A 23895-nucleotide genomic window follows, 5' to 3' on the forward strand; every position below is an offset into this window, starting at 1 on the left:
ATTGTTGCAGCAGCGTCAGCCGACCAGTACCGCATACCGCGGTTTGATCACCTCGTCGATGATCGCGAGTCGTTCATCGAACGGGATGAACGCCGACTTCATCGCATTGATGGTGAAGCGCTCCAGGTCACTCCAGCCGTAACCGAAGGCCTCGACCAGGCGCAGCATCTCCTGGCTCATGGTGGTATCGCTCATCAACCGGTTGTCGGTATTGACGGTCACCCGGAACCGCAGTCGCGCCAACCGGTCGAACGGATGCTCGGCAATGCTCGGGGCAGCCCCGGTCTGCACGTTGCTGCTGGGGCACATCTCCAGCGGAATTCGCTTGTCCCGCAGGATGGATGCGAGCCGGCCCAGTCGCTGGGTCCCGTCTTCGAACTCGGTGATGTCGTCGACGATGCGCACCCCGTGGCCGAGCCGGTCGGCACCGCAGAATGCGATGGCCTCATGGATGGACGGCAGCCCGAACGCCTCACCGGCGTGAATGGTGAAGCGCGCGTTGTTGCCTCGCATATATTCGAACGCGTCGAGGTGGCGGGTGGGTGGATAGCCGGCCTCCGCTCCGGCGATGTCGAAACCGACAACACCCTTGTCCCGGAACCGGATTGCCAGCTCGGCGATCTCCCGCGACCGGGCGGCGTGGCGCATCGCGGTGACCAGACAGCGCACGGTGACGGTGCGCCCCTCGGCCGCGGTGGCCTTCTCCCCGTCGGCGAAGCCGGCCAATACGGCGTCGACCACGTCGTCGAGCGACAGGCCGCGGTCGATGTGCAGTTCGGGGGCGAACCGGATTTCGGCGTAGACGACGTTGTCGGCGGCCAGATCCTCCACACATTCGTAGGCGACGCGGTGCAGTGCCTCCGGCGTCTGCATCACCCCGACGGTGTGGGCGAACGGCTCCAGGTAGCGCACCAACGAGCCGCTGTGCGCGGCGGTGCGGAAGAAGGTGGCCAGCTCGTCGACCTCGGTGGCCGGCAGGTCGTCGTAGCCGAGCTGACCGGCCAGGTCGAGCACGGTGGCCGGACGCAGACCACCGTCGAGGTGATCGTGCAGCAGGGCCTTGGGAGCGTGCTGGATCTTGTCCAGACTCAGCGGCGTACTCATATCCCCATCATGGGCGCAGGAGCCGCAACTGTGCGGACGAAACCACGGCGTTGCCGATGACGATCAGGCCAATACCGGCCCACCCGCGGACGACGCGTCGGGGTCGGGCGTCAACCGATTCGGTCGACGAGCAACGGCCGCGACGGGGGTGCGGTGTCGCCGACGGTCCAGGCGCCTGCGAGCTCGGCGAGTGCGCCGGGCAGCCGCTCGGCCGTCTCGGTGTACAAGGTAAACAGCGCCTCGCCTGCGGCGACCGGCTCCCCCGGCCTGCGGTGGATCCGCACCCCGGCGCCGAACTGCACCGGCTCCCCCGGCTGGGCGCGGCCCGCTCCCAGCCGCCACGCCGCCAGAGCCACTCCCATGGCGTCGAGGTCACCCATGATGCCGCCGTGCGGGGCCGTCACGGTCTCGCTGGCAGCCCCGATGGGCAACGGGCGGGTCAGGTCCCCGCCCTGGGCCGCCACCAGCGCGCGGAAGCAATCCATCGCGCTGCCGTCGCGCAGTGCCTCAGCCGGGTCGGTGCCGTCGACGCCTGCCGCGTCGAGCATCTCGGTGGCCAGCGCCAACGTCAGTTCGACCACGTCGGACGGCCCGCCGCCGGCCAGCACCTCCAGCGACTCGGCGACCTCCACAGAATTGCCGACGGTCCGCCCCAGCGGGCAGTTCATATCGGTGAGCAGGGCGCGGGTCGGGATCCCGCTGGCATTGCCGAGACCGACCATGGTCGCCGCCAGCTCACGCGACTCCGCCTCGGTCTTGAGGAACGCACCGCGGCCGACCTTGACGTCCAAGACCAGCGATCGCGCCCCCTCGGCCAACTTCTTGCTCATCACCGAACTGGCGATCAGCGGCAGCGACTCGGTGGTGGCGGTGACATCGCGCAACGCGTAGATCTTGCGGTCCGCCGGCGCCAGCTCGCCCGCGGCGAACACCGCCGCCCCGATATCCCGAAGTTGTTGCCGGATCCGGTCTTTCGACAGTTCTGCAGTGAACCCCGAGATCGCCTCAAGCTTGTCCAGCGTTCCTCCGGTGTGCCCGAGCCCACGCCCGGCCGCCTGCGGAACGACGGCACCACAGGCCATCACGACGGGCAGTAGCGGAATGGTGATCTTGTCCCCCACTCCGCCGGTGGAGTGTTTGTCCACCAGGGCCAATGGCCTGCCGTCACGGCGAAGGTCGGTGAAATCGAACCGCTCTCCGGAGTCGACCATCGCCGCCGTCCACCGGGCGATCTCGGCCGGCGTCATGCCCCTGAGAAAGATCGCCATCAACAGGGCTGACATCTGTTCGTCGGCGACCCGTCCGTGGGTGTAGCCGTCGATCACCCAGTCGATGGCGGCGTCGGACAGCACCCCGCCGTCACGTTTGGTCCGGATGACCGACGGAGCGTCGAGATGCGGCATGCCCGTCAACCTACTCGCCGGTAACTAGCCGGGCCCCGGAGTTGTTGGACCACTTGGTCTTACCTGCGCTCCAGATCCTCGGGCCCGAAGGCGTCGGGCAGTAGCTCGCGCAGCGGTCGCGGGCCGTGCCGATGGTCGATGAGCAGCTCGGGCCCACCGTGCTCGAGCAACACCTGCCGACAGCGCCCACAAGGCATCAAAAGACCCCCGTCCGGGCCCACGCACGACAGTGCGACAAGCCTTCCGCCGCCTCCGGAATGCAGGGCACAGGCCACAGCGCACTCGGCACAGAGACCTAGGCCATATGAGACATTCTCCACATTGCAGCCGGTCACGATCCGTCCGTCGTCGACCAGAGCGGCGGCACCGACCGGAAAGCCCGAATAGGGCGCGTAGGCGCGCGATGACGCCTCAATTGCCTTGCTACGCAGCAGATTCCAGTTGATTTCGATGGTCATGCGACAACCTCGGACATAGGCTCTGAATGCATTCCGAAACCCCAATTCCCGACCCGCACATTAAGATAGGTAAGCCTAACTTTTGCTTGGTTGGTGGGCCGAACTGCTCAACCGTAGTTCGTTCGCCACTGCAAATGGGTTTAGAGTCGCCCCGAGGTTTGGGGCTAATTACTCCGCAGTCCCAGACGTCCCACCGATGGCGTTGGAGGGCCCGATGAGTACTCAAACGGAGGTACCGGCTCCGCAACCCAGGAAATCACGACGGCGCACCCTGTACAAGGGTGATCCGGGCATGTGGTCCTGGGTGCTGCACCGTATTACCGGTGCCACGATCTTCTTCTTCCTGTTCGTACACGTCCTTGATACCGCGTTGGTCCGGGTAAGCCCGCAGGCCTACAACGAGGTCATCGAGACGTACAAGACCCCCATCGTCGGATTGATGGAGATCGGCCTGGTCGCCGCGGTGCTGTATCACGCACTGAACGGCATCCGCGTCATCCTCATCGACTTCTGGCAGCAGGGTCCCCGCTACCAGCGGCAGATGCTCGCGGTTGCCGTCGGCATCTTTGCCGTGGTCCTCATCGCAGCACTAGGAGTCATCGGCATGCACATGGTGGAGCGGTTCCTGTGAGCGCGCCAGAAGCGGGCGAGTCGCGGTTGGGCCGTCCGGCACCGGTGCTGGAACGTGAGCACGACCGACCGGCCGCGCTGGACCACCCCCGCGCGCCCCGTCGCCCCCGCGGTATCCCGTACTTCGAGAAGTACGCCTGGCTGTTCATGCGGTTCTCAGGTCTGGCACTTGTTTTTCTGGCGCTCGGCCACCTCTTCATCATGCTGATGTGGCAGGACGGCGTGTACCGCATCGACTTCAACTACGTCGCGCAGCGCTGGGCCTCCCCGTTCTGGCAGATCTGGGACATGGCCCTGCTGTGGCTCGCGATGATCCACGGCGCCAACGGCTTGCGCACCATCATCGGCGACTACGCCCGGAAGAACGTCACGAAGTTCTACCTGAATTCGCTGCTACTGCTGGCGACAGGCTTCACATTGGTTCTGGGCACCTACGTCCTGGTCACCTTCGACCCGAATATTGGGGGCTAACCAATGATTCAGGAACATCGCTACGACGTCGTCATCGTCGGTGCCGGCGGCGCCGGCATGCGCGCTGCCGTCGAGGCCGGTCCGCGCGTCCGTACCGCCGTGCTGACCAAGCTGTACCCGACGCGGTCGCACACCGGCGCAGCCCAGGGCGGCATGTGCGCCGCACTGGCCAACGTCGAAGAGGACAACTGGGAGTGGCACACCTTCGACACCGTCAAGGGTGGCGATTACCTCGCTGACCAGGACGCCGTCGAGATCATGGCCAAGGAGGCCATCGACGCGGTGCTGGACCTCGAGAAGATGGGGATGCCGTTCAACCGCACCCCCGAGGGCCGCATCGACCAGCGTCGTTTCGGCGGGCATACCCGCGACCACGGCAAGGCCCCGGTCCGCCGGGCCTGTTACGCCGCCGACCGCACCGGCCACATGATCCTGCAGACGCTGTACCAAAACTGCGTAAAGCACGACGTCGAGTTCTTCAACGAGTTCTACGCCCTGGACATCGCACTGACGGATACTCCGGCGGGCCCGGTGGCCACCGGCGTCATCGCCTACGAGCTGGCGACCGGCGACATCCACATCTTCCACGCCAAGGCAGTCGTGTTCGCCACCGGCGGCTCGGGCCGGATGTACAAAACCACCTCCAACGCCCACACGTTGACCGGTGACGGCCTCGGCATCATCTTCCGCAAGGGACTTCCCCTGGAAGACATGGAGTTTCACCAGTTCCACCCGACAGGTCTGGCCGGGCTCGGGATTCTCATCTCGGAGGCCGTGCGCGGCGAGGGCGGCCGGTTGCTCAACGGCGAGGGCGAGCGGTTCATGGAGCGCTACGCGCCCACGATCGTCGACCTGGCCCCACGCGACATCGTCGCCCGCTCGATGGTGCTCGAGGTGCTCGAAGGCCGCGGCGCCGGACCGAACAAGGACTACGTCTACATCGACGTGCGCCACCTGGGCGCCGATGTGCTGGAGGCCAAGCTTCCCGACATCACCGAGTTCGCCCGCACCTACCTCGGCGTCGATCCGGTGACCGAACTGGTCCCGGTCTACCCGACCTGCCACTACGTCATGGGCGGCATCCCCACCACGGTCAACGGCCAGGTGCTGCGCGACAACACCAACGTCATCCCCGGCCTGTACGCCGCGGGTGAGTGCGCGTGTGTGTCGGTGCACGGCGCCAACCGGTTGGGCACCAACTCGCTGCTGGACATCAACGTGTTCGGCCGCCGTGCCGGTATCGCCGCCGCGGAGTACGCCGCCAACCACAATCACGTCGACCTGCCCGAGGCCCCGGCCGACATGGTGGTCGGCTGGGTCGGCGACATCCTGTCCGAGCACGGCCACGAGCGTGTCGCCGACATCCGCACTGCGCTGCAGCAGTCGATGGACAACAACGCCGCGGTGTTCCGCACCGAGGAAACCCTCAAGCAGGCGCTGACCGACATCCACGCACTCAAGGAGCGGTACAGCCGAATCACGGTGCATGACAAGGGTAAGCGCTACAACAGCGACCTGCTCGAGGCCATCGAGCTCGGCTTCCTGCTGGAGCTGGCCGAGGTGACCGTGGTGGGTGCGCTCAACCGCAAGGAGTCCCGCGGCGGACACGCCCGCGAGGACTACCCGAACCGCGACGACACCAACTACCTGCGGCACACCATGGCCTACAAGGAGGGCGACGACCTGCTCTCCGATATCCGGCTGGACTACAAGCCCGTCGTCCAGACCCGGTACGAGCCGATGGAAAGGAAGTACTGACCCATGAGTGCACCTGTCATCGACAAGCCTGAAGCCGGCGATCCACCGCTGCCTCCCGTGCCCGAAGGCGCGGTCATGGTCACGCTCAAGATCGCCCGGTTCGATCCGGAGAACCCTGACGCCGCAGGCTGGCAGAGCTTCCGGGTTCCCTGCCTGCCCTCAGACCGGCTGCTCAACCTGCTGCTGTACGTGAAGGGCTATCTGGACGGCACGCTGACCTTCCGGCGGTCCTGCGCACACGGCGTGTGCGGCTCGGATGCCATGCGGATCAACGGTGTGAACCGGTTGGCCTGCAAGGTGCTCATGCGCGACCTGCTGCCCAAGAAGGCCGGCAAGCAGCTCACCATCACCATCGAGCCGATCCGCGGCCTGCCCGTGGAGAAGGACCTCGTGGTGGACATGGAGCCCTTCTTCGACGCCTACCGCGCCGTGAAGCCGTACCTGATCACCAGTGGCAACCCGCCCACCAAGGAGCGCATCCAGAGCGCCACCGACCGGGCCCGCTACGACGACACCACCAAGTGCATCCTGTGCGCCTGCTGCACCACGTCGTGCCCCGTCTACTGGAGCGAGGGGTCCTACTTCGGGCCCGCCGCGATCGTCAACGCGCACCGGTTCATCTTCGATTCGCGTGACGAGGCGGCCGCCGAGCGGTTGGACATCCTCAACGAGGTCGACGGCGTCTGGCGCTGCCGCACCACGTTCAACTGCACCGAGGCCTGCCCGCGTGGCATCCAGGTGACCCAGGCAATCCAGGAGGTCAAGCGCGCGTTGATGTTTGCGCGCTAGATCTTTGGGCGTCGACACTGCGGCCAGATCGTGTTTTCGAGCGAAATCACGATCTGAGCGCAGAGTCGGCGCCCGTTTTGCGCTGTCACACATTGCGGGGCTGCCTCGTCTAACGGGTATGACCGAGACACGCATCGCCCCTGTAACCCCCAAACAAGCCGGCCTGCTCACCCGCGCCATGTACTGGTACGCCAAGCGCCAGTTCGGTGAGGTGCCCGAGCCCTTCGCGGTGGCCGCGCACCACCCGCGCCTGCTGGTCGCCAACGGTGTCCACGAAATGCTGCTCCAGAGCGGCTCCAAGAAACTACCCGCCACGGTCCGTGAGCTCGCGGTGTTCTGGACCGCCCGCACTGTCGGCTGCTCATGGTGTGTGGATTTCGGCTCCATGCTGATGCGGCTGGAGAACCTCGACGTCGAACGGCTCAAGTCGATCGACGACTACGCAACCTCCCCGTTGTTCACCCCTGACGAGCGCGCCGCGATCGCCTACGCCGACGCCATGACCACCGATCCGCACACCGTCACCGACGAGCAGGTGGCCGACCTGCGCAAGCGCTTCGGCGACGACGGCGTGATCGAGCTGACCTATCAGATCGGCGTGGAGAACATGCGGTCGCGGATGTACTCGGCGTTGGGCATCACCGAGCAGGGCTTCAACACCGGGGATGCATGCCGCGTGCCATGGGCGTGATACAAAACGCCCATGCATTGGTACACCGGCGACACGCTCTATGACACGGTGCTGACTGCGGCCTTCGCGTTCGCCGCATTCGTGATCATCGGCGGATTCTTCGCACAGAGTTCTTACGGGCGCTTCTCGACGACGAAACTCGGTTTGAACCTCAACCCGAAGCTCGGCTGGTGGCTGATGGAGATCCCGGCGACCGTGGTTTTCTTGATCAGCTACCTGGCCGGGCCGAACCGATTCGAGCCGACATCACTTGTGCTCGCGGGAATCTGGATGCTGCACTACGCCAACCGGGGGTGGTTCTTCCCGTTGGCGATCCGCCAGGCACCGGGCAAGCGCGGCACCTTCAACGTCTCGGTGATCGTGATGGGCATGCTCGTCACCTCCATGCACGGCTACCTCAACGGAACCCTGTTCAGCCACGACTTCTTCGGGCAATACACCTCTGCCTGGCTGACCGATCCACGATTCCTGGTGGGGTTGGTGATCTACCTGTGCGGATTCGCGCTGCTGGTCAACTCCGAATCGATCGTGCGAAACCTGCGAGACAAGAAGAATCCCGGCGGGGCGGAATACCGGATCCCCTTCGGCGGTGGCTTCCGGTTCGTCACCAGCCCGGCCTACCTCGGCGAGATCATCGCCTGGTCCGGTTTCGCGCTGCTGACCTGGGCATTGCCCGGCGTAGCCATCCTGTTGATCACCGCAGGCAATCTGATCCCCCGGGCGATGGGCACCCACGGTTGGTATCGGGAAAAGTTTCCCGAGTACCCCACCGACCGCAAGGCACTGATCCCCTACGTGCTATGACGCGGGCGTGATCTCGATGAAAGCCATTGGCACGCCAAGGGTCTGACTGCTCACGTCGAGGCTGCGCTCGAACAGCTTCATGGGTGCACTCCAGTTGGCGGCAATCACCGCGTCGGCGTGCGCGTGTTCCGACTCGGGCAGGATGCGCGCCACGCCGGCCACCACGGGTCCGCTGGGCTTGCCGCGCAGGCTACTCGCCACCACAAGGACATTCGGGTTGTTGCGGATGCGTTTGACCTTCCCGGTCGACGCATCCGTCCGCACGTAGAGCTTGCCGTCGGCCACACCGTGGTTGATCGGGCTGGGTATCGCCTCACCCGATTTCTTGAAGGTCACCAACACGATCTGCCGGTAATTCTCGAATCCGGCGAACGTGCTTCCCGTCGCGTCGCCGATGTCGAAGGCGTCGCGGTGACGCATCTTGTCCATGCCCCGGAACATCATTCGGCTGAACGTCTGGGTAAGGGTTCCCGGCTCATTGGGCATCACGTCGTACCTCCACGCTCGGCAGCTCCACGAAGGGGGGATCCAGTGAACTTGTCGGGATTGGCGATGTCCCACACCGCACAAACCAGGCCGTCGCGGATGGTCATCGCGGTGACCCGCGGCATCATCTCCGGGTAACCGGCGAGGGCCGGCGATCCCGGGTTGTAGGTGCCGAGCTGGCCGTTGACGAGGGCCAGCTGGCTGTCGGCCAGCCAGTTCGGGCCGTAACGCTGGGCCAGCCCGAACAGGAACCTGGCCACCTTGTCGGGGCCGTGGATGACCCGCGCCGCGGTGGGAGCCCTGCGGTTGGAATCGCCGGTGAACGTGACGTCGGGATGCAGGAGGCGCACCACGGCATCGATGTCACCGGTCGCCAGCGCCGCCATCAGTGCGCCGGCCACCTCGTTGTGTGTGTCGTCGGGTACCGGAGGCGGGGCATCGGCGACCTGCCGCCGCGCCCGCGACGCCAATTGGCGGGCCGAGGCGGCGCTGACCCCGAGCACATCGGCGATCTCGTTGAACGGCACCGCGAAGCCGTCGTGCAGCACGAACGCCACCCGCTGGTCGGGATTCAGCCGCTCCATCACCACCATGGCGGCGAACCGGGCGTCCTCACCGGCAACCACCGCACCCAGCGGGTCGTTGGCCTCGAATCCGGTGACCACGGGCTCGGGCAACCACTCCCCCACGTATTTCTCGCGCCGGTGGGCGGCCGAACGTAGCCGGTCCAGCCCGAGCCGGCTGACGACGGTGGTCAGCCAGGCCCGCAGGTCGGCGATCGTGGTCTGGTTGTCATGCCAGCGCAGCCAGGCATCCTGCACGATGTCTTCGGCATCGGCGTAGGTGCCCGTCAACCGGTAGGCGACCGCCAGCAGGTGCGGCCGCAGCGCCTCGAACTCATCGGTGCGCGCCGCAGTGGTCACAGGCCAAGCTTAATCCCGCCGAGTGTCACGCCAGAGTGGCTGCCGCCGCCGAGTGCCACTCCAGCGTGACATTCGAGGCTGACGGCGGCAGATCGGCGGCGGATCGGCGGCGGATCGGCCTCAGCGCTTGCTGAAAATTGTTCGGTGCCACTCTTTTTCGGCGATCCCGGTGATGTCGCTCATCACATGCTTGATGGTGAGGTACTCCTCGAACGAGTAGTCGCTCATGTCCTTGCCGAAGCCCGACGCACCGACGCCGCCGTGCGGCATCTCCGAGATGATGGGGATGTGGTCGTTGATCCACACGCACCCGGCGTTGATCTCGCGGGAGGCCCGCTGCGCGCGGTACACGTCACGGGTCCAGGCCGAGGCGGCCAGGCCATAGTCGGTGTCGTTGGCCTGCCGGATCGCGTCGTCGTCGTCGGTGAACGCCCGCACGGTCAGTACCGGCCCGAAGATCTCGTCGCGGTACACCTCTGAGGTCTCGGCGACGTCGGCAATCAGGGTGGGCCGGTAGAACGCGCCGGGCAGGTCCGGGATCACCCCTCCGGTGACGACCCGGCCGCCTTGTTCGGGTGCCCGCGCCACCATGCCCGCCACCTTGTCGCGGTGCGCGTACGAGATCAGCGGGCCCAGGTCGGTGTCGGGGTCGTGCGGGTCGCCGACGACGATCTTGCCCATCACCTCGGCGACACCGGCCACGAAATCGTCATACAGGTCGCGAGCCACGATCGCCCTGGTCGCGGCGGTGCAGTCCTGCCCGGTGTTGATCAGCGCGCCGGCCACTGCGCCCTGGATCGCGGCGTCCAGATCGGCATCGTCGAACACCACGAACGGCGCCTTGCCGCCCAACTCGAGCTGGGTGCGGTGGCCATGGACGGCGGCGGCCGACATCACCTTGCGGCCCACGGCGGTCGATCCGGTGAAGGTGACGACGTCGACGTCGCGATGGCCGGCCAGGGCGGATCCGACGTCGGCGCCACCCCCGGTGACCACGTTGAACACGCCATCGGGCAGACCCGCCTCGGTGGCCAGCCGGGCCAGCGTCAGGGTGGTCAGCGGGGTGATCTCGGCGGGTTTGATGACCACCGAGCAGCCTGCCGCCAACGCCGGGATGACCTTCCACACCGCCATCTGCAGTGGGTAGTTCCACGGGGTGATGGTGGCGACGACACCGACGGCCTCGCGTCGAATGCTCGACGTGTGGTCACCCGAATACTCCGCGGTGGCCTTTCCTTCCAGGTGGCGGGCCGCGCCGGCGAGGAAGTCGATGTTGTCGACGCTGCCGGGGACATCGAACTCGGCGGCCAGGCGCACCGGTTTGCCGGTCTGGCTGACCTCCTCGGCCACCAGCTGATCAGCATGTTCGTCGGCGAGCTTGGCGAGCTTGGCCAGCACTGCCGAGCGCTCGGCCGGCGTTGCCTTGGACCAGCTGGGAAATGCCGCCCGGGCGGCTGTCACGGCGTTGTCCACGTCGACGGGGGTGGCCAGGGCGTAGTCGACGACGGCCTGTCCGGTGGCGGGGTCGACGATCCGATGGACAGGCCCGGCCGTCGCGACCGGTGCACCGTTGATCCAGCTGCTCGTTACATCTACTGCCACGCCCATGGGCCCCCACGCTAACCGACGACGGCCTCGACCTCTACGCAATCCCGCGTTCGACACCCTTCAAACAAGGGATTTCATCGATTCAATTGCCACAAACGACGGATTCCGTGCACAATCAGAGGCATGAGCAACCCTGAGGGTGACGACCTTCAGCCCGTACAACTGCGGGTGAACAACAATTCTCGCGGCGCCTTTCAACTCGACGACCTGTCGAAGGCGATCATCGAGAAGTTGCAGGCCGACGGCCGCCGTTCGTACGCCGGCATCGGCAAGGCCGTGGGCCTGTCCGAGGCCGCGGTACGCCAGCGCGTACAGCGCATGGTCGACGCCGGCGTCATGCAGATCGTCGCGGTGACCGATCCGTTGCAACTCGGCTTCGCCCGCCAGGCGATGATCGGCATCCGCTGCACCGGCGACACCCTCAAGATGGCCGAGAAACTCTCGGCCATCGAATCGGTCGACTACGTCGTGCTGACAGCAGGTTCCTTCGACGCCATCTGCGAGGTGGTCTGCGAGGACGACGACAGCCTGCTCGAACTACTCAACACCAAGATCCGCGCATTGCCGGGAGTGATATCCACCGAAACCCTTGTTTACCTGAAACTTGTTAAACAGCAATATAATTGGGGAACTCGATGAGTAACACGAAGACTTCACCGGCCACCACCTCAGATCTGGCCGCCAAGGCCAACCGCCACCTGTGGGGCCACTTCGCCCGACACGGCGAGGGCATCACGCCGCCCATCATCACCCGCGGCGAAGGTGTCCGAATCTTCGATGACAGGGGCAAGAGCTACATCGACGGACTGTCCGGCCTGTTCGTCGTCCAGGTCGGCCACGGCCGCAAGGAGCTTGCCGAGGCCGCGGCCAAGCAGGCCGAGAAGCTGTCCTTCTTCCCGCTGTGGTCCTACGCCACGCCGCCGGCCATCGAATTGGCCGAGCGCATCGCCAACTACGCACCGGGCGATCTGAACCGGGTGTTCTTCACCACCGGTGGCGGCGAGGCCGTCGAGAGTGCATGGAAGCTGGCCAAGCAGTATTTCAAGCTCACCGGAAAACCCGGTAAGCACAAGGTGGTTTCGCGTGCGATCGCCTATCACGGCACCCCGCAGGGCGCGCTGGCAATCACCGGCATCCCGGCGTTCAAGGCTCCGTTCGAGCCGCTGACCCCGGGCGGCTTCCGGGCACCGAACACCAACTTCTACCGGGCACCTGCCGAATACGCCCACGATGAAAAGGTTTTCGGCCGCTACTGCGCCGACCGCATCGCGGAGGCCATCGAGTTCGAGGGGCCGGACACGGTGTGCGCCGTCTTTCTTGAGCCCGTGCAGAACGCGGGCGGCTGCTTCCCGCCGCCGCCCGGATACTTCGAGCGGGTCCGCGAGATCTGCGACGAGTACGACGTGCTGCTGGTGTCCGACGAGGTGATCTGCGCCTACGGCCGCATCGGATCAATGTTCGCCTGCGACGACTTCGGTTACGTCCCCGACATCATCACCAGCGCCAAGGGTCTGACGTCGGGCTACTCACCGCTGGGCGCAATGGTGGCCAGCGACCGGTTGTTCGAGCCGTTCAACGACGGCAAGACGGTCTTCGGCCACGGCTATACCTTTGGCGGGCACCCGGTTTCGGCCGCGGTCGCCATGGCCAACCTCGACATCTTCGAACGCGAGGGCATCAACGACCACGTCAAGGAAGCCGCCCCGGCCTTCCGGGCCACCCTGGAGAAGCTCTACGACCTGCCGATCGTCGGTGACGTCCGCGGTGAGGGCTTCTTCTACGGCATCGAGCTCGTCAAGGACAAGGCGACCAGGGAGACCTTCAACGACGAGGAGTCCGAGCGGTTACTCCGAGGTTTTCTCACTCCCGCCTTGTGGGAGGCCGGGCTGTACTGCCGCGCCGACGACCGTGGCGACCCAGTGATCCAGCTGGCCCCGCCGCTGATCAGTGGTCAGGCCGAATTCGACGCGATCTACGAGATCTTGCACGGCGTGCTGACCGAGGCCGGAAAGCTGCTGTAGCTCGCCACTGTTGCACTACTTGCGCCGAAACGGCATTCCAGCAGAACAAGTTCGAGTAACACCCTGCCGGAATGCCATTTCGGCGTCAGACTGGCAGCGTGCCACACAAACCCCCGATCGACCCGGTCCGTTGGACACCGCCTCCGATCGACCCGCTACCTGATTTCGGTCCTGCCGAACTCACCCTCGTGCCGATGCCCGGCGAAGGTCCCGAAGACGTCGTCGTCGACGCATCCGGGCAGCTGTGGACCGGCCTGGTCGACGGACGCATCGTCCGGGTCTCGCCCGACGGTGCCACGGCCGTGGTCGCCGATACCGGCGGGCGCCCGCTAGGGCTGCACGTCGCCCTCGACGGTCGGGTGCTGATCTGCGACAGCCACCGCGGGCTGCTGGCGTTGAATCCTGACTCCGGGGCGCTGTCGACGTTGGTCGAGTCGGTCGATGGCCGCCCGTTGCGGTTCTGCTCGAATGTGACCGAAACCTCGGACGGCACAATATTTTTCACCGAGTCCACCAGCCAGTTCCATTTCGAACATTTCGCCGGCGCCGTCATGGAGGCCCGCGGGCGCGGCAGCCTGTTCCGGCTGGACAACGACGGTACCGTCACCACCCTGGTGGACGGGCTGTACTTCGCCAACGGAGTGACCACCACCGCCGACGAATCGGCGTTGGTGTTCGCCGAAACCCAGGGCCGACGGCTGTCGAAATACTGGCTGAGCGGGCCGCACGCCGGGACCGTGACGCCACTGGCGGTGCACCTGCCGGGGTATCCGGACAACATCTCCACCGGCGCCGACGGCCGGATCTGGGTGGCGATGGTGTCTCCGCCGAACGCTGCCGCAGAGGCGCTCGCACCACGAGCACCGCTGATCCGAAAGCTTTTGTGGCAGTTGCCCAATCGACTCCAGCCGAAGATCCATCCGCAGGTGTGGGTGCTGGCCTTCGACGCCGACTCCGGCGACGTGCTCACCGGCGTGCAGACCACGCGTCCAGACTTCGGCACCGTCACCGGCGTCGTAGAATCGGCGGGCAAGCTGTGGATGTCCACGATCGCCTTCCCTACGCTGGCATACGCCCAGATCCGCGACCTGGGTTAACGCGTTGCGGCACAATCGTTCTTCAAGGCATCGCTGACGCGCCTGGCGCCGTCGCCGAGCGCGGTCATCTGCTCTCGGTTCAGCGGCGCCAGATAGAACTGCCGTACGAACAAGGCGTAGGTGCACAGCGCCGGCCGCAGGTGATTCTGGCCTTGCCGGGTGATCCCGACGACAATTCCGCGTTTGTCCTCGCGGCTGGGAAACCTACGGACAAATCCGCGCACCTCCAGTCGGCCGACCTGCCACGTCAACCGGCTCGGCGCCAGAACCAGAGCATCGGCCAGAGTGCCCATTCGAACAGGCCGGCGCGCGTCCGCATTGAGCAGATTGAGCAGCTGCAGGTCGGGAACCCCCAGATCGTGTCGGGCGATGAGAGCGGCGTTGATCTCCCGGTAGAGCAGCTCGGCCGATTCACCGAAGCGCTCCCATTGCCGCCACTCTCCGTCACCGACATCCAGCTCGTCTGGGGGACTTGGGGATACAACTGCCAACATCGACTCGAACCGTTTCCTTCGTCGAGGGACGCCAGTCCGGCGACCGCTGCGACGATCACAGCCCAGCCGGCAATTTCGGTCTATGCAGAATGGGACAGCCCGATCACGCCATACACTGCAACGTCATGCACGTGCCGTTGGTCCGGACCCGGATCGCGCAACTCGAGGATCTCAGCGATGCGGTCAACGCCGCCGGGCTGAACGCGTTCCAGATGTCTCGTGAGGCGCCCAGCGGCAACTTGATCCACGCTGACCAGGCCGGTATCGCGTTCACGTCGGGACGCTTCGACAGCCGGGTACAGATCCGCGGCCCACTGTCCGCCGACGCGCTGTCGATCGCCGTCGGCCTGCGGATTCCACCCCGGAACCGGCTCCTGCTGCGAGAGATCGACTCGGGAGTGATCACCGTGTTTCGCCCGGGCGACGAGCACGAGGCATTCCACGACGTGGACTCCCTCTATGCCGTGGTGACCCTGCACGAGGAAACGTTGGAACTCCAAGCCGAACGCCACGGACTCACGCTCTCCCCCAACGCGTACCGGCGCACCAGCATCCATCCACAACCCTTGGCACGCACGCATCTCGAGGCGATATCGCGCTACCTGACCCGGGTGCATCAGGACAACCATGGGCAGCTTGATTCGGCTGCGTTCGCCGATATCGTCGCCGCCTTCATCGGCCACTTCGCGCGGCAACCGGCGCCGCTACCCGTCGTCACGCTCAGGCACCGTCAAAGAGTCGTCGAGTTGACCCGTTCACACATCGACCAGAACCTCGACAGACGTCTCGACATCGAGGGGCTGGCACTGCTGGCCGGGGTGTCCCGACGGACGCTCGCCCGGTCGTTCGAGGAGACGCTCGGAGAGTCACCGCAGTCGTATATCGGCCGGATGCGCCTGCACCGCATCCGAGCCGACCTTCTTGCCGGCGGTCAACAGGTGACAGTCGCGGCGGTCTCCAACCGGTGGGGAATCAGCGAGCTCGGCCGGATGGCGGCCAGATACCGCAGCTTCTTCGGCGAACCGCCATCGCAGACTCGGTTGCGCGGCTCGCTCTGAAGCGTGGTCACATTCGTCACACAAACCACATACGTCACAGCGTGGCAAGCCGGAAATCAGGCCGCGATCGCCTAATCTTCGGACACGATGGCGATCTTGCGGAGGACTACCCAGCGCGTCGTGTCTGTCTTCGCGACACTGGCGATGCTGACGGCACCCCTGATGACGGCCGGTATGGCCAATGCCGAACCCGCCCCCGAGTGCCCGTACAAGGTGACAACTCCGCCGGCCGTCGACGCCTCCGAGGTCCCCAAACCGGGTGAGGTCGCGCCCGGCCCGCTACCGGTGCCCACCAAGACGATTGGCGGCGCGGCATTGTCGGGCTGCGGCGTGATCACCGCCCCCGATACCGCGCCGCTGCCCAACGACGTCTCCGCCGAAGCGTGGCTGGTCGCCGATCTGGATTCCGGAGATATCATCGCGGCCCGCGACCCACACGGCCGGCACCGCCCGGCCAGCATCATCAAGGTGCTGGTGGCCACCGCCGCCCTCAACGAACTCAACCTCAACAAGCTGGTCGCAGGCACCCAGGAGGACGCCAACTCCGAGGGCACCCGCGTCGGTGTCGGCCCCGGCGGCCAGTACACGGTCAACGATCTGCTGCACGGGCTGCTGATGCACTCCGGCAACGACGCCGCACACGCGCTGGCGGCGCAGTTGGGCGGCATGGACCCCGCATTGCAGAAGCTGAACATCTTGGCGGGCAAGCTCGGTGGCCGCGACACCCGGGCGGCCACACCGTCGGGCCTGGACGGCCCCGGCATGAGCACCTCGGCGTATGACATCGGGCTGTTCTACCGGTACGCCTGGCAACATCCGGCTTTCGCCGACATCGTATCGACGCAAACCTACGATTTCCCCGGGCGCGACGGCAATCCGTCCTACCCGGTGGAAAACGACAACCGGCTGCTCTACAACTACCCGGGCGCCCTCGGCGGCAAGACGGGTTACACCGACGACGCCGGGCAGACGTTCGTCGGCGCAGCCGAACGCGACGGCCGCCGCCTGGTGGCCATCCTGATGAAGGGCACCCGGGTGCCGATCGCACCGTGGGAGCAGGCGGCGCACCTGCTCGACTACGGTTTCGCCACTGCACCGGGAACCAAGGTCGGAACCCTCGTCGACCCCGACCCGTCACTCAAGGCCAAGCCCGCGGAACCCTCAGCGGCCCAAGCCGCTTCGGTCCTGCCGCCGGCAGATACCTTGCCCGTGCGGGTTGGCGTCGCGATCGTTGGCGCCCTCATCGTGTTCATGCTCATGATGGGCGCGCGGTCGCTGAATCGCCGCACCATCCTCTGACCGCACACGGGTTCCACGTCCCATAAGCGACGTTGCCCATCATGCGCCAATGGGAATGGCAAGCATCAGCGGTTCCAAAATCGGAAATGAACATGTTTCAGTCGTGCCGATTCATCGTTTACCTATTTAGCCGACAACGGCAGGCATAGCTAATTGACTCCGGTTCTTTCCAAGCTCCTGAACAGGGACTACACCGGCTAGCTGGATTCATACACACTCGGCATTTACACAATATTTTTCACACATTCGAGATATTTTTCGAATGTGTGATGACTATTGCCAATAGTGATCGGAATTCATACCTCCACTGCTAAATTCAGCGCCGGTCAGGGCCGCCCTGGCCCGATCAACAAAGGAATCCGGTTGCAACTCACACTTCGCCCCTACGTCACCGCCGGCGTAGCGCTGGCCGGCGCCAGCGTCATCGCCATCAGTCCGATCAGCCCCGTGACATCCGACATCCACGCGCCGACGATCAGCACCCACTCAGCGGCCGTGGACCTCGCCGCCGCCGTCAACCCCATCGGCGACCCCATCTCGGCATGGGTCACTACCGTCACGAACGCCGCCCAGAACCTGGGTGCGCTCGGCGGGCAGGTCATCGGTAACGGCGCGCCCGTCTTGACCCAGATCCTCGCCAATCAGATGGGCTACGCCAACCTGGTCGGCACCGGGTTCGAGAACTTTCGCATCGGATTCGAGAACTTTCTGAATTCCACACTGCCGTTCTACCTGCAGTACGCGTCCGACTTTCTCAAAGCAGGCCAGATCGGAGAGGCATTCAGCTGGGGTGTCGTCTACCCGATAGTCGGTGCACTTCAGACGATGTTCCCGCTGATCAACAACCTGAAGATCCCGGCCATGATGGCGCAGAACGTCGCCAATGTGCTGCAAACGATTCCCAATGCCATCCAGCCCATCGGTCTTGGCGCAATAAATATGCTGGCGAATCCCTTTCATGCGTTTGGGGCCCAGCTGCAAAATGTTTCCGACGCGGTGAACGCCGGTGACCCACTCTCCGCGGTGAACGCGGTACTGAACATTCCCGCCGCGATGACGGACTCCTTCCTGACCGGTGCGCTCAAGCCGTACGTGAGTTTCTTCGATACCGGCGTCATCGCCGCGCTGGTGGTGGACCTCCCCAGAACCATCGCGGCGGCGATCAAGCCCCCGGCTCCGGCGGTCGCACCCACTACTGTGGAATCTGCGCCTGAAACGTCAGTGATTGGTCCGCCCGTCACCAAATCACTGTCTGCCGCGACAACGCCCAACGCGTTGCCCGCAAACGCCGATCAAACACTTGTCGCCGCTGAACCCGCCAAAGAACTCGCGAGCGGTGTGACCGGCACAGTTGACAGCATCACCAGCGCTGCTACGTCGGCGATCGATGCGGTGAAGACCGTGACGTTGAAAGTCGATTCGAAGGCTACGGTGACCGAGACCCCCACCGCCGTCGAAAGTTCCGCTGACACCGACGGCGCCGGCGACACCGACGACTCGGCTACCGCGGGCACCGGAAGCGATGCGACGGACGCGTCAAAAGCCAAGGCCGACAAGGAGTCCAAGCGGGACGCGCGGCAACAAGCCAGGGCAGAACGCCAGCGTGACCGACAGGCTGCAAAGAAGGAATCCAAGGCCGACAAGCACGTAGCCAAAGCCCACAAGAGCAGCGGCGGCAAGCACCGCGCCGCCAAGAGCGCCGGCAGCAGCGAGTAACCACACCAGGACCGGTGGGCCCACTCCTCCGGGGTGCACTTCACCCCGGGGACGGGCCCACCGCCCGATATGAAGACTTCAGAACCGCCGGCGCATCACCCTGACAGCAACCGGTGGTGAATGTGCCCGATTCGGCTGACAACTAATTACCGCTCGGGTTAAATACATTCCGGGCCTGCCAACCCGTCGCCGCTCTCGACGGTTTGGCAGGCCCACCATCACCAACGTCGCAGGAGCTGCTCGGCATCGCCAGACAGCGACGCCACGATCTCGGCCGCGTCAGCCGGGCGCCGCACCGAGCCCACGCCCTGCCCCGCATTGACCGGCGAGCCGCGCAGCACACGTTCGGGAATTGTTGCCGGCCATCGATATCCGGCGGCAAGGTCGTACTCGGTGGTGAGCTCGGTGCAGTCACTGTCTGCGGCCAGCAGGGCATCACGGGCCGGGGCCGGGGTCAGCGCCTCGGCACACGCCGCGAAGGCCGTGCCGACCCAGGCCGCAGCCGCTCCGGCCGCCAGCACTGCGGCCACTGCTCGTGCCGAAGAAATCCCGCCCGCCGCCAACACCGGTACGTCGACGGCGTCGAGCACCTCCGCCAAGAGCGGCAGGGTGCCGACCGTCGGCTCTCCGTGGCCACCGCCTTCGGCGCCGCGCGCCACAAGGACGTCGACGCCGGCGTCGACCGCTCGGCGGGCAGCGTCGACGGTCGCCACCTGGGTCGTCACCGTCAGGCCCGCGTCATGCGCCCGACGCACCCAGTCCCAGTCCACACCGAAGCTCACGCTCAGCAACGCCGGCCGGGCGGCCAACGCCACGTCGAACAGATCCGGCCGATCCTGGGTGACCCAGTGCACCAGGCCAATTCCGAATCGCTGCCCATCGAGTTGCTTCAGTTCGGCGGTCAATTGTTCGGCCGTCGCCGAACTGCCCATTCCGACCATCCCCAGACCGCCAGCCGCCGAGACCGCAGCCGCCAGTCGGCCCCCCGCCGCACCACCCATCGGCGCGTTGACGATTGGAACATCAATACCCATTGATCGCGACCAGGTGGTTGTCAAACTCACAACCTGCAATGTTACGTCGTTGTTACTATGGGGACCGCCAGCACATGGCACCGGACGAGGCGCACCCGTACCCGGCCAGCGACAAGACGGGGTGTTTGGAGGTGTGCCATGGCTTGGCTGATTCTCGTGGTCTCGGGTGTCCTCGAGGCCGTGTGGGCGACCGCCCTGAGCAAGACCGAAGGCTTCACCCGGCTCTGGCCGTCGGTGATTTTCGGTGTCGCGCTCGTGTTCTCGATGATCGGGTTGGGCATCGCGATGCGCAGCCTGCCGCCGGGCACCAGTTACGCGATCTGGGTCGGCATCGGCGCGGTGCTCACTGTCGGCTACGCGATGCTCACCGGCGCCGAACCCGCATCGGTGATCAAGGTGCTGCTCATGCTCGGCGTCGTCGGCTGCATCGTCGGCCTCAAGGTCGTCAGCCACTAACGGCGCGAGAACTCGGCCGCTCCACGTTTCGTGCCGGCGCTTTGTCACGCCAGCGTGGCTGTCGAGCGCCAACGCCACTCAGGCGTGACAAGGTGCGGCGGGCCTGCACGCCAGCGTGACGCTCGACCTCGGGCGCCACTCTGGCGTGACAATGGGGGGAGAGCGGGACGAGAGCGAGCGCAACCGCTAACGGCGCAACAGCCGCGAAAGCCCCAGAGCGCCAATGGCTCCCATCGCAGCCGCGGCCAAGGCGCCCCGCAGCCCGATCCCCTCGCGGACCTGCACCCGCGTGACGATCTGCACTGGGTCCGGTGGCGGCACCGGTGCGACCGCCAGACTCTCGGTGGACGTCGCCGCCCACGCGGTGGCGAACAGGATGAGCCGTGCGGTGACATAGGCAAACACCATCAAGCCCAGCACCGGGCCGAACGTGGCTCCGGCGGGGCCGTTCAGCACGGACTGCAGGTAGATCGACGCCACCTGTTTGAAGATCTCGAAACCCACCGCGGCCAGCAGACCGGCCCGGAGAGACCGGCGGAAGGGCACCGGCTCACGCGGCAACCGGGAGATGATCCAGCTGAACAACAGCCACGAGATCGAGACCGACACCGCGATCGAGATGGCCCGCAACCCGCTACCGAGTACCGCGCCATCGTGAAGACCGATCCAGCGCAACACCTTCCGCATCAAACTGGGGTCGCCGAGGACGGTCAGTCCGATGGTGAGCACCATCGCCAGGAATGCCGACACCAGGGCAAACAGATCCGAGAGCTTGTTGCCGACGAAGTTGGACTCGGCGTGTTGACCCCACATCTGGCTCAGCGCCTGCCGGAGGTTGGCCATCCAACCCAGCCCGGCCCACACTGCCGTCGCGAGACCGATCACGCCGACCGTGCCGCGGGAATCGATGGCGGAGTCCATCAGGGTGACCAGTTGCTGGCCGAGATCACCGGATACCGCCTGACGGATCTGGTGGTCGATTTCCTCAAGCAGGTCCGGACGCCGGGACAGCAGGAAGCCGCCGGCGGCGAAGCCGACCATCAACAGCGGAAACAGCGCGAAAATGGTGAAATAGGTGATGCCAGCGGCGTAAAAGTTGCCGCTGCATTCGTCATAGCGCTCCTGCGCCAGCATCACATGGTTGAACCAGGGAAAGCGCGTACGCACCCTCGCCAGCAATCCTGGCTTCTCCGGCTTGTCCACCGCCAACCCCTCCCCTGGCGCCTACGGCGTTTGCTGAAGAAACCCTATCCTGTCGTAAACCCGGGCGAGAGTCTTCCCCGCGACCTCCCGGGCGTGTTCCGCCCCGGCGGCCAAGGCCGCCTGGAGTTCGGTCGGATCGTCCAGCAGTTCGTCGACCCTGGCCTTGATCGGCGTGACGAACTCCACCACGGCCTCGGCGGTCTCCTTCTTGAGATCGCCGTAGCCACGGCCGGCATAACCCTCGACCAGCTTGTCGATATCGGCACCGGTCACCGCGGACTGGATGGTCAGCAGGTTCGAGATGCCGGGCTTGGCCTCCGGGTCGAACCGGATCTCGCGCTCGCTGTCGGTCACCGCCGAGCGGATCTTCTTGGCCGTCGCCTTCGGGTCGTCGAGAAGGCTGATCAGCCCGGCGTCGCTGGCCGCGGACTTGCTCATCTTCGCCGACGGATCCTGCAGGTCGTAGATCTTGGCGGTTGCCTTGGGGATCATGGCCTCGGGCACGACGAAGGTGCCCGGGAATCGGGCGTTGAACCGCTGCGCCAGGTCGCGGGCCAACTCCAGATGCTGACGCTGGTCCTCCCCGACCGGCACCAGGTCGGTGTCGTACAGCAGCACGTCGGCGGCCATCAGCACCGGATAGGTGAACAGCCCCACGGTGGTGGCATCCGCACCCTGCTTCTGCGACTTGTCCTTGAACTGCGTCATCCGTGATGCCTGACCGAAGCCGGTGAAACACCCCAGCACCCAAGCTAATTGACTGTGCTCTGGCACGTGGCTCTGGACGAACACGGTGCTCCGGGTCGGGTCGATGCCCAGCGCCAGGTACTGCGCGGCAGTCACCAGTGTGCGGCGGCGCAGCGTCTCCGGGTCCTGGGGCACCGTGATGGCGTGCTGGTCGACGACGCAGAAGAACGCCTCGTAACCGTCCTGTAGCTGCGCCCAGTGCGTGACGGCACCGAGCGCATTGCCGAGGTGCAGGGAGTCAGAGGTGGGCTGGGCGCCCGAGAATACGACCTGTTTGCTTCCGCTACTCATGATCTTCTGATTTTCGCACTGGCGTCATCCGGACTACTCGGGGGTCAGCTGCTGCAGCACCCGCAGGAACACTTTTCGATCGTCGGCAGACAACTCACCCAGCCACCGCTCCTCCCCGCGCTGGATCTCCCGCTGCGCCGCGTCCTTGACCGCGCGGCCCGCCGCGGTGATGTTCAACAGCCGTACCCGCCGGTCGTCGGGGTCGGCCCCGCGCTCGATGAAGCCCTGTTGTTGCAGGTCATCGAGGGTGCGGATGATGCGCGTCTTGTCAGCGCCGATCGCCTCGGCCAGGGCCGCCTGGGTCCGCACCGAAGACCGGTCCAGGGCCAGCAGCACGACATAGCCCCACATCGTCAGGCCGTGAGCGTCCAGCACGGGCTGCTCGGCGGCGATCAGGTCCCGCATCAACGGGGCGAGCATCGCTGCCAGATCCGGACGCTTCGACATCGGCTCATCGTAGGCGTTGCCATATCGTGTGCCTCCGCTTATCGTAAGCGTATGCCTACTATCGACACCGACCTACGCCCCGTGCATCGCGTCGCCGTTCTGCGCTCCATCGATGCCGTCGACGCGGTCCGCCCCTCAGACCTGGACCGCCCCACCCCCTGCGCGGAGTGGACACTCACCGGCCTCCTGGCCCACATGACCGCGCAGCACCATGGGTTCGCCGCCGCCGCACGAGGAAACGGTGCCGACGAGGCGACATGGAAGGCCGAGACGGTGACCGACGCCGTGCGCGCCGACCCGGCCGGCACCTACGCCAAGGCCGCCCATGACGTGCTCGACGCGTTCGCCGATGACGGGGTCATGGAGACGACGTTTGCACTACCCGAGTTCGGCCCGGATGCGACGTTCCCGGGCGCGCTGGCGGTCGGATTCCACTTCGTCGATTACGCCGTGCACGGCTGGGACGTCGCGGCCAGCCTCGGAGCGGCCTACGAGCTACCCGCTGACGTGGTCAGCGCCGTCTTGCCCTTGGCCATGGCGATCCCCGACGGCGACTTTCGCGACAGTGCGCCCTCACCATTCGGCCGGGCCGTCAATGGTTCGGCGACAACGGATTTCGATCGGATTCTGGCTCACCTGGGCCGGCGGCCGGACTGGCGCCAGCCGTAACTGATTACTCACTCACGAAGAAGTTCGTCAAGTACGTTCTCTAACTCTGGCAGTTTGTCGGTGATCACCTGCCATACCAAAGCATCATCGACATCCGCGTATCCATGAATCAGGATGTTGCGGAATGCCACGATCCGCGCAAGATCTGGAATCCTCGCTGAAAGTCCCTCATCCACTTTCGATAGCTGGTTGAGGGCCTCGCCAATGATCTCCAATTGTCATTCGACCGCAGAACGAA

General features: G+C 65.5%; 26 protein-coding genes, 1 pseudogene and 1 riboswitch. Of the genes and pseudogenes, 14 read left to right on the top strand and 13 right to left on the bottom strand.

What is annotated here, in order from left to right; translation table 11 throughout:
- Positions 1-15: 15 nt before the first annotated feature.
- The 3 genes from JOF57_RS18210 to JOF57_RS18220 form a co-directional block, all read right to left on the bottom strand.
- Positions 16-1104: an adenosine deaminase gene (locus tag JOF57_RS18210; protein ID WP_209918765.1), complete on the bottom strand. Its 1089-nt coding sequence runs from the start codon at positions 1102-1104 to the stop codon at positions 16-18.
- Positions 1105-1214: 110 nt separating this feature from the next.
- Positions 1215-2507 carry a thymidine phosphorylase gene (locus tag JOF57_RS18215; protein WP_209918766.1) on the bottom strand — a complete coding sequence of 431 codons (1293 nt, stop codon included), beginning with the start codon at positions 2505-2507 and terminating at the stop codon, positions 1215-1217.
- A 59-nt stretch (positions 2508-2566) separates the two neighbouring features.
- The gene (locus JOF57_RS18220) at positions 2567-2965 is read right to left on the bottom strand and encodes a cytidine deaminase (RefSeq protein ID WP_209918767.1); all 399 of its coding nucleotides are present in this window, start codon (positions 2963-2965) and stop codon (positions 2567-2569) included.
- Between the two features lie 214 nt (positions 2966-3179).
- On the opposite strand from JOF57_RS18220, the gene sdhC reads away from it, so the two are divergent.
- From sdhC to JOF57_RS18250, 6 genes and pseudogenes are all read left to right on the top strand, one after another.
- On the top strand, positions 3180-3596 hold the full coding sequence (gene sdhC / locus JOF57_RS18225) for a succinate dehydrogenase, cytochrome b556 subunit (protein ID WP_209918768.1): 417 nt from the start codon (positions 3180-3182) through the stop codon (positions 3594-3596).
- Positions 3593-4066, top strand: coding sequence for a succinate dehydrogenase hydrophobic membrane anchor subunit (locus JOF57_RS18230; RefSeq protein WP_163663647.1), 474 nt, complete (start codon positions 3593-3595; stop codon positions 4064-4066). The genes sdhC and JOF57_RS18230 overlap by 4 nt, the downstream gene beginning before the upstream one ends.
- Positions 4067-4069: 3 nt before the next feature.
- Positions 4070-5824 carry a succinate dehydrogenase flavoprotein subunit gene (gene sdhA / locus JOF57_RS18235; RefSeq protein ID WP_209918769.1) on the top strand — a complete coding sequence of 585 codons (1755 nt, stop codon included), beginning with the start codon at positions 4070-4072 and terminating at the stop codon, positions 5822-5824.
- A 3-nt stretch (positions 5825-5827) separates the two neighbouring features.
- On the top strand, positions 5828-6613 hold the full coding sequence (locus JOF57_RS18240) for a succinate dehydrogenase iron-sulfur subunit (RefSeq protein ID WP_209918770.1): 786 nt from the start codon (positions 5828-5830) through the stop codon (positions 6611-6613).
- Between the two features lie 94 nt (positions 6614-6707).
- Positions 6708-7304, top strand: a pseudogene (locus tag JOF57_RS18245) (carboxymuconolactone decarboxylase family protein); the annotation flags it as partial.
- A 12-nt stretch (positions 7305-7316) separates the two neighbouring features.
- Positions 7317-8108 (top strand): phosphatidylethanolamine N-methyltransferase family domain-containing protein, encoded by a 792-nt coding sequence (locus JOF57_RS18250; RefSeq protein WP_209918775.1) that lies wholly within the window; start codon positions 7317-7319, stop codon positions 8106-8108.
- On the opposite strand, the gene JOF57_RS18255 is transcribed toward JOF57_RS18250, so the two are convergent.
- From JOF57_RS18255 to JOF57_RS18265, 3 genes are all read right to left on the bottom strand, one after another.
- A complete protein-coding gene (locus JOF57_RS18255; protein WP_209923472.1) occupies positions 8103-8594 on the bottom strand; it encodes a PPOX class F420-dependent oxidoreductase in 492 nt (163 codons plus the stop codon). The genes JOF57_RS18250 and JOF57_RS18255 overlap by 6 nt on opposite strands.
- Positions 8594-9517: a sigma-70 family RNA polymerase sigma factor gene (locus JOF57_RS18260; protein ID WP_209918776.1), complete on the bottom strand. Its 924-nt coding sequence runs from the start codon at positions 9515-9517 to the stop codon at positions 8594-8596. The genes JOF57_RS18255 and JOF57_RS18260 overlap by 1 nt, the downstream gene beginning before the upstream one ends.
- 120 nt (positions 9518-9637) lie before the next feature.
- Positions 9638-11125 (bottom strand): gamma-aminobutyraldehyde dehydrogenase, encoded by a 1488-nt coding sequence (locus JOF57_RS18265; protein ID WP_209918778.1) that lies wholly within the window; start codon positions 11123-11125, stop codon positions 9638-9640.
- 123 nt (positions 11126-11248) lie between these two features.
- On the opposite strand from JOF57_RS18265, the gene JOF57_RS18270 reads away from it, so the two are divergent.
- From JOF57_RS18270 to JOF57_RS18280, 3 genes are all read left to right on the top strand, one after another.
- Positions 11249-11764 carry an Lrp/AsnC family transcriptional regulator gene (locus tag JOF57_RS18270; RefSeq protein WP_209918780.1) on the top strand — a complete coding sequence of 172 codons (516 nt, stop codon included), beginning with the start codon at positions 11249-11251 and terminating at the stop codon, positions 11762-11764.
- Positions 11761-13146: an aspartate aminotransferase family protein gene (locus tag JOF57_RS18275; RefSeq protein WP_209918782.1), complete on the top strand. Its 1386-nt coding sequence runs from the start codon at positions 11761-11763 to the stop codon at positions 13144-13146. Before JOF57_RS18270 ends, JOF57_RS18275 begins: the two co-directional genes overlap by 4 nt.
- Positions 13147-13244: 98 nt before the next feature.
- The gene (locus tag JOF57_RS18280) at positions 13245-14243 is read left to right on the top strand and encodes an SMP-30/gluconolactonase/LRE family protein (protein WP_307870045.1); all 999 of its coding nucleotides are present in this window, start codon (positions 13245-13247) and stop codon (positions 14241-14243) included.
- Here JOF57_RS18280 and JOF57_RS18285 read toward each other — a convergent pair.
- Entirely contained in the window at positions 14240-14737 is a 498-nt protein-coding gene (locus JOF57_RS18285; RefSeq protein WP_209918784.1) for a MarR family winged helix-turn-helix transcriptional regulator, read from the bottom strand. The genes JOF57_RS18280 and JOF57_RS18285 overlap by 4 nt on opposite strands.
- A 125-nt stretch (positions 14738-14862) precedes the next feature.
- On the opposite strand from JOF57_RS18285, the gene JOF57_RS18290 reads away from it, so the two are divergent.
- Together JOF57_RS18290 and JOF57_RS18295 are read left to right on the top strand one after the other, a co-directional pair.
- Positions 14863-15795 carry a helix-turn-helix transcriptional regulator gene (locus JOF57_RS18290; protein WP_209918785.1) on the top strand — a complete coding sequence of 311 codons (933 nt, stop codon included), beginning with the start codon at positions 14863-14865 and terminating at the stop codon, positions 15793-15795.
- 87 nt (positions 15796-15882) lie between these two features.
- The gene (locus tag JOF57_RS18295) at positions 15883-17094 is read left to right on the top strand and encodes a D-alanyl-D-alanine carboxypeptidase family protein (RefSeq protein WP_209918786.1); all 1212 of its coding nucleotides are present in this window, start codon (positions 15883-15885) and stop codon (positions 17092-17094) included.
- 383 nt (positions 17095-17477) lie between these two features.
- On the opposite strand, the gene JOF57_RS18300 is transcribed toward JOF57_RS18295, so the two are convergent.
- Positions 17478-17735, bottom strand: a complete 258-nt coding sequence (locus JOF57_RS18300; protein WP_209918787.1) for a hypothetical protein — start codon at positions 17733-17735, stop codon at positions 17478-17480.
- 4 nt (positions 17736-17739) lie between these two features.
- Here JOF57_RS18300 and JOF57_RS18305 point away from each other — a divergent pair, with 4 nt between their 5' ends.
- A complete protein-coding gene (locus JOF57_RS18305) occupies positions 17740-18810 on the top strand; it encodes a hypothetical protein (protein WP_209918788.1) in 1071 nt (356 codons plus the stop codon).
- A gap of 218 nt (positions 18811-19028) precedes the next feature.
- Here the strand turns inward: JOF57_RS18305 and JOF57_RS18310 are convergent, their stop codons facing one another.
- On the bottom strand, positions 19029-19883 hold the full coding sequence (locus JOF57_RS18310; protein WP_209918789.1) for a nitronate monooxygenase: 855 nt from the start codon (positions 19881-19883) through the stop codon (positions 19029-19031).
- Positions 19884-19905: 22 nt separating this feature from the next.
- A riboswitch (guanidine-III (ykkC-III) riboswitch) is annotated at positions 19906-19970 on the top strand.
- A gap of 12 nt (positions 19971-19982) precedes the next feature.
- On the opposite strand from JOF57_RS18310, the gene JOF57_RS18315 reads away from it, so the two are divergent.
- The gene (locus JOF57_RS18315) at positions 19983-20300 is read left to right on the top strand and encodes a DMT family transporter (protein ID WP_209918790.1); all 318 of its coding nucleotides are present in this window, start codon (positions 19983-19985) and stop codon (positions 20298-20300) included.
- A gap of 186 nt (positions 20301-20486) precedes the next feature.
- Here the strand turns inward: JOF57_RS18315 and yhjD are convergent, their stop codons facing one another.
- From yhjD to JOF57_RS18330, 3 genes are read right to left on the bottom strand one after another with little or no spacing between them, the layout of a single operon-like run.
- The gene (yhjD, locus tag JOF57_RS18320) at positions 20487-21503 is read right to left on the bottom strand and encodes an inner membrane protein YhjD (RefSeq protein WP_209918792.1); all 1017 of its coding nucleotides are present in this window, start codon (positions 21501-21503) and stop codon (positions 20487-20489) included.
- Between the two features lie 21 nt (positions 21504-21524).
- Positions 21525-22541, bottom strand: coding sequence for a tryptophan--tRNA ligase (gene trpS / locus JOF57_RS18325; protein WP_209918794.1), 1017 nt, complete (start codon positions 22539-22541; stop codon positions 21525-21527).
- Positions 22542-22574: 33 nt separating this feature from the next.
- A complete protein-coding gene (locus tag JOF57_RS18330) occupies positions 22575-22988 on the bottom strand; it encodes a MarR family winged helix-turn-helix transcriptional regulator (RefSeq protein ID WP_209918797.1) in 414 nt (137 codons plus the stop codon).
- A gap of 51 nt (positions 22989-23039) precedes the next feature.
- Between JOF57_RS18330 and JOF57_RS18335 the strand changes: the two genes are divergently transcribed.
- Positions 23040-23657: a TIGR03086 family metal-binding protein gene (locus tag JOF57_RS18335; RefSeq protein WP_209918799.1), complete on the top strand. Its 618-nt coding sequence runs from the start codon at positions 23040-23042 to the stop codon at positions 23655-23657.
- 8 nt (positions 23658-23665) lie between these two features.
- Here JOF57_RS18335 and JOF57_RS18340 read toward each other — a convergent pair whose 3' ends face one another.
- A complete protein-coding gene (locus JOF57_RS18340; protein WP_209918801.1) occupies positions 23666-23872 on the bottom strand; it encodes a HepT-like ribonuclease domain-containing protein in 207 nt (68 codons plus the stop codon).
- Positions 23873-23895 lie beyond the last annotated feature (23 nt).

This window comes from Mycolicibacterium lutetiense, assembly GCF_017876775.1.
Taxonomy (GTDB): Bacteria; Actinomycetota; Actinomycetes; order Mycobacteriales; family Mycobacteriaceae; genus Mycobacterium; species Mycobacterium lutetiense.